Origin of the sequence: Sphingopyxis lindanitolerans (genome assembly GCF_002993885.1) — a bacterium.
GTDB classification, from domain to species: Bacteria; Pseudomonadota; Alphaproteobacteria; order Sphingomonadales; family Sphingomonadaceae; genus Sphingopyxis; species Sphingopyxis lindanitolerans.
Genome location: NZ_CM009578.1, coordinates 1,565,129 through 1,578,278 on the forward strand (window position 1 = coordinate 1,565,129; position 13,150 = coordinate 1,578,278).

At 67.7% G+C, this 13,150-nt stretch carries 12 protein-coding genes and 1 tRNA gene; 10 read left to right on the plus strand and 3 right to left on the minus strand.

The genetic code is table 11. From position 1 onward, the window contains the following. The first annotated feature begins 258 nt into the window (after positions 1-258). The 5 genes from CVO77_RS07545 to CVO77_RS07565 all read left to right on the plus strand — a co-directional run bounded on the left by CVO77_RS07545 (position 259) and on the right by CVO77_RS07565 (position 5,444). Positions 259-930, plus strand: coding sequence for a DUF969 domain-containing protein (locus CVO77_RS07545; RefSeq protein WP_105998591.1), 672 nt, complete (start codon positions 259-261; stop codon positions 928-930). Then, positions 927-1,865, plus strand: coding sequence for a DUF979 domain-containing protein (locus tag CVO77_RS07550; protein WP_105998592.1), 939 nt, complete (start codon positions 927-929; stop codon positions 1,863-1,865). Before CVO77_RS07545 ends, CVO77_RS07550 begins: the two co-directional genes overlap by 4 nt. Positions 1,866-2,018: 153 nt before the next feature. Next, positions 2,019-3,011, plus strand: a complete 993-nt coding sequence (locus CVO77_RS07555; protein WP_105998593.1) for a DUF2891 domain-containing protein — start codon at positions 2,019-2,021, stop codon at positions 3,009-3,011. Positions 3,012-3,151: 140 nt separating this feature from the next. Continuing rightward, complete coding sequence (locus CVO77_RS07560) at positions 3,152-4,162, plus strand: LacI family DNA-binding transcriptional regulator (protein ID WP_105998594.1); 1,011 nt, start codon at positions 3,152-3,154, stop codon at positions 4,160-4,162. Between the two features lie 103 nt (positions 4,163-4,265). Continuing rightward, a complete protein-coding gene (locus tag CVO77_RS07565) occupies positions 4,266-5,444 on the plus strand; it encodes a GGDEF domain-containing protein (protein WP_105998595.1) in 1,179 nt (392 codons plus the stop codon). A 29-nt stretch (positions 5,445-5,473) separates the two neighbouring features. On the opposite strand, the gene CVO77_RS07570 is transcribed toward CVO77_RS07565, so the two are convergent. Then, complete coding sequence (locus tag CVO77_RS07570; protein WP_105998596.1) at positions 5,474-6,148, minus strand: hypothetical protein; 675 nt, start codon at positions 6,146-6,148, stop codon at positions 5,474-5,476. A gap of 294 nt (positions 6,149-6,442) precedes the next feature. Between CVO77_RS07570 and acnA the strand changes: the two genes are divergently transcribed. After that, a complete protein-coding gene (gene acnA, locus CVO77_RS07575) occupies positions 6,443-9,115 on the plus strand; it encodes an aconitate hydratase AcnA (protein ID WP_105998597.1) in 2,673 nt (890 codons plus the stop codon). Between the two features lie 123 nt (positions 9,116-9,238). Beyond that, complete coding sequence (locus tag CVO77_RS07580) at positions 9,239-9,511, plus strand: CBU_0592 family membrane protein (protein WP_105998598.1); 273 nt, start codon at positions 9,239-9,241, stop codon at positions 9,509-9,511. Here CVO77_RS07580 and CVO77_RS07585 read toward each other — a convergent pair. Together CVO77_RS07585 and CVO77_RS07590 are read right to left on the minus strand one after the other, a co-directional pair. Continuing rightward, positions 9,512-9,587: transfer RNA gene (locus tag CVO77_RS07585), tRNA-Val, on the minus strand. It abuts the gene before it with no gap. Between the two features lie 64 nt (positions 9,588-9,651). Further along, the gene (locus CVO77_RS07590) at positions 9,652-10,650 is read right to left on the minus strand and encodes a MarR family winged helix-turn-helix transcriptional regulator (RefSeq protein ID WP_192878887.1); all 999 of its coding nucleotides are present in this window, start codon (positions 10,648-10,650) and stop codon (positions 9,652-9,654) included. A 231-nt stretch (positions 10,651-10,881) separates the two neighbouring features. On the opposite strand from CVO77_RS07590, the gene CVO77_RS07595 reads away from it, so the two are divergent. The 3 genes from CVO77_RS07595 to CVO77_RS07605 are packed head-to-tail and all read left to right on the plus strand — an operon-like array spanning position 10,882 to position 13,102. Next, entirely contained in the window at positions 10,882-11,457 is a 576-nt protein-coding gene (locus CVO77_RS07595; protein WP_105998599.1) for a thermonuclease family protein, read from the plus strand. A gap of 47 nt (positions 11,458-11,504) precedes the next feature. Continuing rightward, positions 11,505-11,882: a fluoride efflux transporter CrcB gene (gene crcB / locus CVO77_RS07600; RefSeq protein WP_105998600.1), complete on the plus strand. Its 378-nt coding sequence runs from the start codon at positions 11,505-11,507 to the stop codon at positions 11,880-11,882. A gap of 17 nt (positions 11,883-11,899) precedes the next feature. Further along, positions 11,900-13,102, plus strand: a complete 1,203-nt coding sequence (locus CVO77_RS07605; RefSeq protein ID WP_420822535.1) for an RluA family pseudouridine synthase — start codon at positions 11,900-11,902, stop codon at positions 13,100-13,102. The last annotated feature ends 48 nt before the right edge of the window (positions 13,103-13,150 follow it).

Consider the following 13,150-nt stretch of genomic DNA (forward strand, 5'->3'; position numbering starts at 1 on the left):
GACGCGGAGACGCGGAGAATATGATTCGCGCAGAGACGCAGAGAGATATTCAAATATCCTGTGTGTTCCCGCGAAGGCGGGAACACATCTCCCGCCGGTTCCACATCGCGCTCACCGGAGATGGATCCCCGCCTTCGCGGGGACACATGGCCTTTACTCTCTGCGTCCTCTGCGCGCTCTGCGCGAATTTCTCTTTCTCCGCGTCTCCGCGTCTCCGCGTGAACCCATTTCCTCGCTCACCACACAGGTGCGCTCCTGATGCTCGTCCTGATCGGCATCGTCATCATCATCGCGGGCTTCCTGCTCCGCTTCAATCCGCTGCTCGTCATCATGGCCTCGGCGCTCGCGACCGGACTTGCGGCGGGGCTCGACGTGACCGCGATCATCGCGGCGTTCGGCAAGGCGTTCAACGACACGCGCTATGTGTCGATCGTCTGGATCGTGCTTCCCGTCATCGGCCTGCTCGAAGCCTATGGGCTTCAACAGCATGCGCGCAGCCTGATCGATCGCATGAAGGGCGCGACGCTCGGGCGCCTCCTCACCTCCTACCTCATCCTGCGCCAGGCGATGGCGGCGGTCGGCCTCACCTCGGTCGCGGGGCATCCGCAGACGGTGCGCCCGCTCGTCGCGCCGATGGCCGAAGCCGCCGCCGAGGCCGCGAACCCCGCGCTCACCGACGACCAGCGCGAGGAGGTCAAGGCTTTCGCCGCCGCGACCGACAATGTCGGGCTGTTCTTCGGCGAGGATATCTTCCTCGCGATCGGTTCGATCCTGCTGATGAAGGGGCTGCTCGAAACCTATGGCTATGTGATCGAGCCGCTGCACCTCTCGCTCTGGGCGATCCCGACCGCGATCGCCGCGTTCCTGATCCACGCCTTCCGCCTCCGCCGCCTCGAACGGCGGATGAAAAGCCGGGGAGCGGGCGCATGATCACCCTCGGCTTCGTCTATGTCCTCGCCGGGCTCGCTTTCGCGCTCTTCGCGATCCTTGGCATAGCGGACCGCACCAACCCAAAGCGTTTCGGCAACGCCGCCTTCTGGGGCCTGCTCGCGCTGTCGATGCTCGGCGGCGACCGGCTCGGCGATTTCGGCAACGGCCTGCTCGTCCTCGCGCTCGTCGCCATCGCGGGCGCCGGTCAGATCGGCCGCGCCCCAGGCGGCGACGTCGCGCCCGACGTCCAGGCCGCACGCGCCGCGGCCCACGGCCATTTCCTGCTCCTCGTCGCGCTGATCATCCCCGCGGTCGCGCTCGCGGGCACCTTCCTCTTCAAATATGTCCCCGGCCTCGCCGATCCCAAGCAGGCGACGCTCATCTCGCTCGGCATCGGCGTGCTGATCGCGCTTGGCGTCGGCATGGCGCGCCTCAAACCTCCGCTCCTCCTTCCCGCGCAGCAGGGGCGCCGCCTGCTCGACGCGGTCGGCTGGGCGGCGATCCTGCCGCAGATGCTCGCCAGCCTCGGCGCGGTCTTCGCGCTCGCCGGGGTCGGCGAGGTCGTCGGCACCCTGATCGGCAGCGCCATTCCGCAAGGCAGCCTGTTCGGCGCGGTGCTCGCCTTCGGGCTCGGCATGGCCTTTTTCACCATGGTGATGGGCAACGCCTTCGCCGCTTTCCCGGTGATGATGGCGGCGGTCGGCCTGCCTCTGCTCATCAAACATTATCACGGCGACCCCGCGGTCGTCGCGGCGATCGGCATGCTCGCGGGCTTCTGCGGCACGCTGATGACCCCGATGGCGGCGAACTTCAATCTCGTCCCCGCCGCGCTGCTCGACCTCAAAAACCCCTATGGCGTGATCAAGGCGCAGATCGGCACCGCACTGCCCCTGCTGACGGTCAACATCGTCTTCCTCTGGCTCTTTGCCTTTTAGCGCTCACCCCAATTCCGTTCGCCCTGAGCTTGTCGAAGCCTGTCCTGAGCGCCTGCAAGGCAGTCGAAGGGGGCCGTTCTTCCTTCTGCAACGTCGCAAGAAAAGAACGGTGCTTCGACAAGCTCAGCACGAACGGATAGTAGAATTCCCCTAATGACTCACCTCACCCCCGCCCACGCCACCCGCTTCGCGACCGCGACTCTCGCCCACCTCGGCCGCGAATATCCGTACAAGATGGACCTCGTCCTGAACGGCCCCGAGGATGCGAAGCCGCCGCGCGAGCATCACCCGATCTTTCACGGCAGCTTCGACTGGCATAGCTGCGTCCATGGCTGGTGGCAGATTCTCCGCCTCGCGCGCCGCTTCCCCGACCTACCCGTCGCCGCCGAGATCCGCGCCCGCGCCGACGCGATGCTGGTGCCCGACAAGATCGCGGGCGAACGCGCCTTCCTCGATCGCCCGATGGCGGCCGGTTTCGAGCGCCCCTATGGCTGGGCATGGCTGCTCGCGCTCCATGCCGAGGCGGCGCGCCACGACGCCCCCTGGGCCGCCGCGCTCGAACCGCTTGCCGCCGCTTTCGCCGCGCGCTTCCATGGCTTCCTGCCCAAGCTCACCTACCCCTTGCGCGTCGGTACCCATTTCAACATCGCCTTCGCCCTCCTTCTCGCGCGCCACTGGGCCGAACCCCGCGACCCGGCCCTCGCCGCGCTGATCGACGCCCGCGCCCGCGACTGGTTCGGCGGCGACCGCGATTGCCAGGCGTGGGAGCCCGGCGGCGACGAATTCCTCTCCTCCGCCCTCACCGAAGCGCATCTGATGGCCGCCGTCCTCGGCGCGGATTTCGCCGCCTGGTTCGACGCCTTCCTCCCCCGCGCCGCCGCCGGGCATCCCGCGACGCTCTTCACCCCCGCCACCGTCTCCGACCGCAGCGACGGCAAGATCGCGCATCTCGACGGCCTGGCTCTCAGCCGCGCCTGGTGCTGGCGCGCCATCGCCGCGGCGCTCGGCCCCGCGCACCCCGTCCACCCGGTCGCCGAGGCCGCGGCCCAGCGCCACCTCGACGCCGCCCTCCCCCACGTCACCGGCGACTATATGGGCGAACATTGGCTCGCGAGCTTCGCTCTCCTCGCACTCGACGGGCTTTGAAGCGTCCACCTTCATTGATCTCGTCATGCTGACCTTGTTTCAGGGTCAGGGTGACGAAGAAAGGAAACGCGGCTGCGCCCCGCATTGACAAGCCCCGCCCTCGCCGCGACAGACGGCGCAGAGGGGGAGAAGAATTGCCGATGAAGACGCCGCGCCCGACATCGTTCGACGTCGCCGAGCGCGCCGGCGTGTCGCAATCGACCGTCTCGCGCGCGCTCAGGAACAGCCCCGGCGTCAATGCCGAGACCCGCGCCCGCGTCGCCGCCGCGGCGCGCGAACTTGGCTATGTCGTCGACCGCCACGCCTCGTCGCTCCGCCTCAAGAGCAGCGAGACGCTCGCGCTCGTCACCGTCTGCCGCCCCGGCGAGGATCGCAGCGCGATCAACCCCTTTTATTTCGCGCTGCTCGGCAGCATCGCCGCCGCGACCTCGGCGCGCGGGTTCAACCTGCTCGTTTCATTCCAGGAAAGCGCCGCCAATTTCCGCGCCGACTTCGTCGCCTCGGGGCTTGCCGACGCGATGATCGTCATCGGCACGACGAGCAACCGCGCCGCGTGGGATTATTTCGCCGCGGCGCAGGCCACCGGCCTCGGCTTCGTCTGCTGGGGCAGCCCCGGCGACCCCTTTCACTGGATGCGCAGCGACAATGGCACCGGCGGCGGTCTCGCCGCCGACCATCTCGTCGCCAGCGGACGGAGGCGTATCGCCTTCGTCGGCCCGCAGCGTTCGCCGCAGCGCCAGTTCGACGAGCGTCGCGAAGGCTTCACCGCCGCGCTCGCCGCGCACGGCATCCCGCCGATTCTCGTCGAGCCCCCCGCCGCCGCCGATCGCCACGCCCAGGGGGTCGCCGCCGCGCACGCGCTGCTCGCCGCACACCCCGATGTCGATGCGATTTTCGCGGCGAGCGACATGCTCGCCTTGGGCGTGCTCCAGGGCCTCAAGGAAGCCGGGCGCCGCGTGCCGCAGGACATCGCGTTGATCGGCTTCGACGGCATCCGCGCCGGCAATATGGCCGACCCCGCGCTGACCACGATCGAGCCCGACCTCGACGCCGCGGGCGAAGCGCTCGTCGCAATGGCGCTCGAGGATGATGATTTCACGCACAGCGGCACGCGCATTCCCGTGCGCCTCGCGGTTCGCGGCACGGCCTAGGTCCCTCTTCACCCTCACACACGGTCATTGACCTTCCATCTTGCCGTAACCACTTGTTATATAGGCCCCGCCTAGGATCGCGCGGAGACCGAGGCAGGATGCGTTGACGGGACAGCTCTTCATTTCACTCCTCAACCCAGGCATCGGCCTGGCGTTCGCGGCGGCCTTTTTCCTGATGTGGCTGCAGCGGCGCGAGCGCTATATCGCCTATGCCGCGGGCGCCTATCTCGCCACCGCCATCGCCTTCCTGTTCCAGGATGTCGCCCCGGTGATGCCGATGGAGTTGCAGCGGCTTCCCGCCAACATCGGCTTCCTCGCCACCGGCGCGCTGTTCGCCGCCGCGATCATCGGGCGCTATGGCCTGCCGATTCCCTGGCGCGCGATGGCGGTCGTCGCGGCGCTGTCGACCGCGGTCTTCACCTGGTTCCTGCTCGGCCAGCCGAGCATCCCGGCGCGCATCTATGCGATCAGCGTCGGCGCGGGGGTGATCGCGCTGATGGTGGTGCGCGCGCTGTGGCCGATCGAGCGGCCCTATCTGATCGACCGCGTGCTGTTCTGGGTCGCGGCGCTCTCGGCCGCCAACCTGCTCTTCCGCCCCATCGTCATCCTCAGCGTCAGCGGCGGGGTCGACAATTATGTCGGCTTCCAGCAATCGCTCTATTGGACCACGGTGCAGTTCAGCCAGGCGATGGTGTCGATCGTCTCGGCGATCAGCCTGATGGTCGCGGTCGCGATCGACATGGTCGCCGAGCTTCGCGCGGAAGCCGATGGCGACCCGCTTTCGGGCCTGCTCAACCGCCGCGGGTTCGAGGCGAAGGCGGGTGCCGCGCTGCGCCGCTGCGCCGACGCCGGCCAGCCCGCCGCGCTGCTGATCGCCGACCTCGATCGCTTCAAGTCGGTCAACGACACTCACGGTCACGCGGTCGGCGACGCGATCATCGCCGCCTTTGGCGCCCATGTCCGCGCCGTCGGCCCGGCAGAGATGGTCGCGGGCCGCATCGGCGGCGAGGAATTCGCGCTGCTCCTTCCCGGCTTCGCGATCGATGGCGCGCGCCAGCTTGCCGAGCGCGTCCGCACCGGGCTTCACACCGCCTGCGCCGACCGCATCCCCGCCAGCCTGCGCCCGACGACCAGCATCGGCCTGGCCGTCGGCGCACCCGGCACCGCGCTGTCGGCGCTGCTGCGCGACGCCGACCAGGCGCTCTACGAGGCAAAGCGCGCCGGCCGCGACCGCGTCCACGCCTTCCGCCCCGCCCCGATCCGGCTCGGGGCCACCGCCTGAGCGCGCCCGCGCGGCGGAACGCCGCCGCGTCAGCCAGCGGGCGGCAAGAACTCCGCCAACTCACCCGCCGCCTCCGCCCGGTCGAGCTCGGCGAGTTCCTCCTCGGTCAACGGCACCATCTGCCCGCAGGTGGCGCACGGCGGATGATCGAGGCGGCGGAAGCGGTGATAATGTTGGAGCATCCCAATCCGCTCGATCAGCACCGCGTCGGTTTCTTCCTGCGTCGCGACATGGTGCTTTTGCTTCACCCCGTCCTGGAACACGATCCCGCTTTCATATTCGGCGCGGTCGATAAAGCGGTGCCGCACCGTCTCGGGCAGCACAAAGGCTTCGGCCTCCGCCGGGCTCAGCGCCCGCCCAAGCGCCCCCGACAGGTCGCCGCGCTTCAGCAGCAGCGCGAGCATCGCATCCGACGGCACGATCCGCCGCTCGACCTCGCGGCCCTCGCGGATCACCACCGTTTCGCGCCCCTCGACCGCGCGCTGATAGGCCACCGCCTCCAGCCCGCGCAGCGCGTTGGCGAGCGCCTCGGCGCACGCCCGGTCGAACGGCGCGAACAGCTTGCGCGAACGATTGACCGATGTCGTACTGACCCCCGCCACCCGCGCCGCATCGGCGACGCACCCGGTCTGCGCGAGCAAGGCAAGGAAGGTCCGCGTCCGCGCCACCGTCCATCCATCCTCGCGAAGGCGAAGGCCGGGCATGAAGGGATTGGCATTCTTAAGCCCCTCCCGCCCCACTTTGCTCCCCTCCCGCTTGCGGGAGGGGTAGCGAGCCCCGGACTTGATCCGGGGTGACGAAGCGGGTGAACGCGGCGGATTTCCTCCGCGCCTCCGCGTCTCCGCGCGAACCAACCACCCTCGCCCCCTTGCATTTCCCCACCCCCGGCGTAAGGCGGCGCCAACATAAACCGCGCGCGCGACTCCGCTTGCCCCACTCTCCCGATCGGGCTTCCGGCCGTCATTCCCCGCCGCGCCAACATGGGGACTGCTTGCTTTATGACCACCACGGGCAACGACACGCTGGGCACCCGTTCGACGCTGAGCGTCGGCGGCAAGACTTATGCCTATTATTCGCTCGACAAGGCCGCGGCAAAGCTCGGCGACGTGTCGCGGCTGCCGTTCAGCATGAAGGTGCTGCTCGAAAACCTGCTGCGCTTCGAAGATGGCGGCTTCACCGTGTCGAAGGATGACGCCCAGGCGCTCGTCGACTGGCAGAAGAACCCGCATTCGAACCGCGAGATCCAGTATCGCCCGGCGCGCGTGCTGCTTCAGGATTTCACCGGCGTGCCGTGCGTCGTCGATCTGGCCGCGATGCGCGATGCGATCGCCACCCTCGGCGGCGATACGACGCGGATCAACCCGCTCGTCCCCGTCCACCTCGTCATCGACCATTCGGTCATGGTCGACGAATTCGGCACGCCGAAAGCGTTCGAGCAGAATGTCGAGATCGAATATTATCGCAATGGCGAACGCTATGACTTCCTGAAATGGGGGTCGAAAAGTCTGTCGAACTTCAAGGCGGTGCCCCCGGGCACCGGCATCTGCCACCAGGTCAACCTCGAACATATCGCGCAGGCGGTGTGGTCGAGCGAGGATGCCGACGGCAACATGGTCGCCTATCCCGACACCTGCGTCGGCACCGACAGCCACACGACGATGATCAACGGGCTCGGCGTGCTCGGCTGGGGCGTCGGCGGGATCGAGGCCGAGGCCGCGATGCTCGGCCAGCCGGTGTCGATGCTGATCCCCGAAGTTGTCGGCTTCAAATTCACCGGCAAGCTGAAGGAAGGCGTCACCGCGACCGACCTCGTGCTCACCGCGACGCAGATGCTGCGCGCCAAGGGTGTCGTCGGCTGCTTCGTCGAATATTTCGGCCCCGGTCTTGCGTCGCTGAGCCTCGCCGACCGCGCGACGCTCGCCAATATGGCGCCCGAATATGGAGCGACCTGCGGCTTCTTCGGCATCGACGACAAGACGATCGCCTATATGCGGCTGACCGGCCGCAGCGAAGAAAATATCGCGCTGGTCGAGGCTTATGCCAAGGCGCAGGGCCTGTGGATCGTCGACGGCGCCGCCGACCCGGTGTTCACCGACACGCTCGAACTCGACCTTGCGACCGTCGTCCCGTCGCTCGCCGGGCCAAAGCGTCCGCAGGACCGCGTCTCGCTTCCCGACGTCGATGACGTGTTCAACGCCGACATGACCAACACCTATAAAAGGGCGGGGATGCGCGTCCCGGTCGAGGGCAAGGATTTCGACATCGGCGACGGTGACGTCACCATCGCCGCGATCACGAGCTGCACCAACACCTCGAACCCCGGCGTGCTCATCGCCGCGGGGCTCGTCGCGAAAAAGGCCGACGCCTTGGGCCTGAAGCCCAAGCCGTGGGTCAAGACCAGCCTCGCCCCGGGGTCGCAGGTCGTCACCGACTATCTGATCAAGGCCGGGTTGCAGGAGCATCTCGACAATATCGGCTTTAACCTCGTCGGCTATGGCTGCACGACCTGCATCGGCAACTCGGGTCCGCTCGCCGAGCCGATCAGCAAGGCGATCAACGAAAATGGCCTCGTCGCCGCGGCGGTGATTTCGGGCAACCGCAACTTCGAAGGCCGCGTGTCGCCCGACGTGCGCGCCAACTTCCTCGCCTCGCCGCCGCTCGTCGTCGCCTATGCGCTGAAGGGCACGGTGATCGAGGATTTCACCACCACCCCGATCGGCCAGGACCAGCAGGGCAAGGATGTGTTCCTCAAGGACATCTGGCCGACCAATGAGGAAGTCGCGGGCGTCGTCGCCGGCGCGGTGAGCCGCGATATGTTCGAGGCGCGCTATGCCCATGTCTATACCGGCGACCAGCATTGGCAGAAGATCGAGGTCGAGGGCAGCGACACCTATCAGTGGCGCGCGGGCTCGACCTATGTCGCCAACCCGCCTTATTTCGAAGGGATGACGATGACCCCCGCGCCGGTCAGCGACATCGTCGGCGCGAAGCCGCTCGCGATCCTCGGCGACAGCATCACCACCGACCACATCAGCCCCGCGGGCAGCATCAAGGCGGACAGCCCGGCCGGAAAATGGCTTATGGATCATCAGGTTAGCAAGTCCGACTTCAACAGCTACGGCTCGCGCCGCGGCCACCACGAAGTGATGATGCGCGGCACTTTCGCCAACATCCGCATCAAGAACGAGATGGTCCCCGGCATCGAGGGCGGCATGTCGCGCTATGGTCAGGAGGTCATGCCGATCTACGACGCCGCGATGCGCCACAAGGCCGACGGCACCCCGCTCGTCGTCGTCGCGGGCAAGGAATATGGCACCGGCTCGTCGCGCGACTGGGCGGCGAAGGGCACCAATTTGCTCGGCGTCCGCGCGGTGATCGTCGAAAGTTTCGAGCGCATCCACCGCTCGAACCTCGTCGGCATGGGCGTGCTCCCGCTCCAGTTCCTCGAAGGCCAGAGCCGCGAGACGCTGGGCCTGACCGGCGACGACAGCTTCACCATCACCGGCGTCGCCGACATCAAGCCGCGCCAGACGGTGACCGTCAATGTCACCCGCCCCGACGGCTCGACCTTCAGCTTCGATACGCTCTGCCGCATCGATACGGCGAACGAGGTCGAATATTATATGAACGGTGGCATCCTGCACTATGTGCTGCGCAAGCTCGCCGCCTGAGACCGAGCGAGGGCGATGAGCGGGTTTCCCCTTGTCGCCCTCGGCCTGCGTCCCCGATGAGGCGGCGATCGACGATATCGAAACGCGCGATGCGCTGAGCGCTGAGAGCGAAGGGAGCGAGCCATGGACGCGCTACGGATCGCGATCGAGGTGATCGGCTGGTCGGCGGCGGTGCTGATCCTCGCCGCCTATGCCCTGCTGTCGTTCGGCAAGATCGAAGCCCGCGGCCGCGTCTATCAGGGGATGAATGTCCTTGGCGCCGCCGGTTTCATCGTCAATTCGGGCTATCACGGCGCGCTGCCCAATGCCGCGCTCAACGTCATCTGGGTCGCCGTCGGGCTGATCACCCTGTGGAGCATCCGGCGTGCACGCGGCGCGCAGCAGACCGGGGGATGATGGTGGGCGCTGACGGGCTCGAACCGCCGACCCTCTCGGTGTAAACGAGATGCTCTACCAACTGAGCTAAGCGCCCCTCGATATCGCCACGAGCGGGAAGCGCGCCCCTGCCATAAGCCGCCCGCGCTGGCAAGCGCCGCCTATTCCTCCAAAGCCTCGAAATAGCGCATCATCGCGTCCGACGCGGCTTCCGACAGCGCGATGAAGATGCGGCGACCGTCGAGCGGATCGGCTTCGCGCAGGAACAGGCCCGCATCGGTCATCGTCTTGATCCAGCGCAGTGCTGTCGTCGCGGGAACCGCGGCGGCGATGCACAGGCTCGACACCGATACCGGTTGCCGTTCCAGCCGCGCCGCATAGAGGTCGAGCAGCATGTCCCACGCCGGATCGGCGAAGAGGTCGGCGGGGAAATATTGCTCGCGCATCCGCCGCTGGCGCAGCATCCGCCGCACCGCCTTCGCGCGCTGGCGATCGACCGTGCGCTCCTCGGGCACGAAGCTGCGCGGCATCGCCGCGAAATCGCGCGTCGGCGCGCGAACCTGCCCCGCATAATCGCCGAAACCCTCATTGGCGGGCGCATAGGCCGCCGGTGTTCCGGAAAGCCCGCCGCGTTGCTGCCCCGCAAGGTCGCCGAGCAGGCGCGAGATGCGCGCCACCTCCTCCTGCAGCCGGTCGATGCGCTCCATCGCGGGATCGCGCGTAACCTCATGCACCGCCTGATGCCATTCGCGCCGCGCGGCCGCCAGCGCGACGCGCCGGTCGGTCGCATCGGCATCGACCAGCCATTCGACACGGAGCGCGCCCGGCACCGCCGCTGTCAGCCGGTCGAGCGCATCGAGCGGCGTTTCGCACACCAGATGGCATGATTTTGCAGCCGCCGCTTGGCACAGGCCGACGAAGCGATCGGCCTCGAGGATGTCCGCCGACGCCAGCCAGAGGATGTCGGCGATCGGCATCGCGCGCAGATGGTTGGCCGCCTCGGCGGGGGCGGCGAGCGACACGCGCACGCCTTCCAGCGCCGCCAGTTCGTCGCCCCGCGTCCGCGGCCCCACCAGCAACAGCGACGATACCGCGCCATCGCCGAATCCCGGCGGCGGAAAGCCCGCTGCCCCGGATCGAATCCGAATCGCCTGTCCCATGCTAAGTCCCCTCTGCCCTCGCTCCGTCCCGGTGTCCTTATGTCGTCATTTCGGCAATATTCACCTTTTGTTCGTTCGCATTTGCCGCCAATTTGGACCTGGCAAGGCGACGTGTGGGCGTCCATACACCGATGAGCAAACGGGACCGGTCCATTTTGGACCCTTTTTGTTCTTACCGTCAATCCCTTATTTACGCTTGCCAATCGCGCGGCTGCGGGTCAGTCGGCAGACATGCCGCTGTCGATCGTCACCCGCCTGCGCTGGCGCCGCCGCTTGCGTTCGCTCGTCGCGCTGGTCCTGCTGGCGGGTCTCGCGATCACCGCCTGGTTCGGGCTACCCGCCACCATCACCATCGCGCCGCTCCTCCATGTGATCGACGGCGACAGCCTGACCGTGCGGCAGGAACAGGATGCAATTGCGATCCGCCTGACCGGGATCGACGCGGTCGAATATCGGCAGGATTGCGCCCGCGCCGACGGCAGCCGCTGGCCGTGCGGGCACGAGGCACGCAGCGCGCTCGAACGGCTTGCGGGGCGCGGCCCGCTTCATTGCGAATATGCGGCAAAGGACCGCTATGGCCGCACCCTGGCATCATGTCGGACGCAGCCCGACCCCGGCGGGATCGATCTTGGCGCCGAAATGGTGCGCCAGGGCTGGGCCGTCGCGACGAGCGACGCCTATCGGATCGAAGAAGCCGAAGCGCAGGCGAAACGGCGCGGCATCTGGCAGGGCCGTTTCGCCCGGCCCGCCGACTGGCGCGCGGCGCAGAGCCGCCCCGCCGCCATCACGGCGTCACCCGACGCATGACAGGCTCATGCTTTCCGCGCCGCGCTTTTGCGGCTAGGGCGGGCAGCATGAACGGACTTTTCCCAGTCATGGTCGGCGGTGCAGTCGGCGCCGGGGCGCGACATTTGGTCGGCCAGGTCATGCTCGCGCGGCTCGGCCCCGGCTTTCCCTGGTGGACGCTGTCGATCAACATCGCCGGCAGCCTGCTGATGGGCCTGCTCATCGGCTGGCTCGCACGCAGCGGCGGCAGCGACACGACGCGGCTGTTCTTCGGCGTCGGCATCCTTGGCGGCTTCACGACCTTTTCGTCGTTCAGCATGGAATTCTGGACATTGTTCGAGCGCGGACAGGTCGCGCAGGCGACCGCCTATGTACTTGCCTCGGTGGTCGTCGGCATCGCCTTGTGCGGCCTCGGCATGCTCGCGATGCGGCAGTTACCGGCATGAGCATGGACGTCAAAAACATGGACAGAGCCCTCATCGCCGAGGAAGACGACGGCATCCGCCTCGACCGCTGGTTCAAGCGCCACCGGCCGGGAACCCCGCACGCGCTGCTCGCGCGCTGGGCGCGGTCGGGACAGTTGACGCTGGACGGCAAGAAGGCCGATGTGTCGGATCGCATCGAAACCGGGCAGATTCTCGTCATGCCGACGCCGCCGGTCGAGGCGGTTCAGCGTCCCGCGCGCAAGGGCCGCCCGCTGACCGACGCCGATGTCGAACTCGCCGAATCGATGGTGATCCACCGCGACGCGAGCGCGCTCGTGCTGAACAAGCTGCCCGGTCTCGCCACGCAGGGCGGCACCAAGACCGAGAGCCATGTCGACGGGCTGCTCGATGCGCTCAAATATGACGCGCCGGTGCGGCCCAAGCTCGTCCACCGGCTCGACAAGGATACGTCGGGCGCGCTGCTGATCGCGCGCACACCGCGCGCGGCGGCATGGTTCGCCAAGGCTTTTTCCAACCGCAGCGCGCGCAAGACCTATTGGGCGATCATCGTCGGCGTTCCCGACATCGCGCAGGGCGAGATCGACCTGCCGCTCGCCAAACAACCCGGATCGGGCGGCGAAAAGATGCACGTCGATGAAAAGGGCCTTGTTGCGAAGACCCGCTACCGCATCATCGAACGCGCCGGGAACAGCGCCGCTTGGGTCGAGTTGCAGCCGCTGACCGGCCGCACCCACCAGCTGCGCGTCCATATGGCGGCGATCGGCCATCCGATCGTCGGCGACGGCAAATATGGCGGCAAGGGCGCGTTCCTGACCGGAGCGATCAGCCGCAAGCTGCACCTGCACAGCCGCCGTCTGCGCATCGACCATCCCGACGGCGGCGCCATCGACATGTCGGCGGCGCTGCCCGAACATTTCGCCGCGAGTCTCGACGCGCTTGGCTTCGACCCGCTGCTCGGCGATGTCGGGACCGACGATGTCGCCAAGGGCCCGCCGCCGAAAGCCGTGGTAAAGGCGGCAGCCAAAGCGCACAGCAAGCAGATCCGCAAGGCGCGGCGTGGGGAACGGCGCGGACGCACCGCGACGAGCAAACCGACCGATCATGTCGGCAAACCCAAGGCAAAGACCAGCCCCGGCAAACCCACCGCCAAGCCCGTCGCCAAGCGCCCCGCGGCCAAGCGCCCCGCACCCAAAAAGCCCGGCCTGCCAAAGGCTCGCTGATGCACGTCGGGCGGCGCGCCAGTGCACCTGATGCGCCAAGTCGGCGGC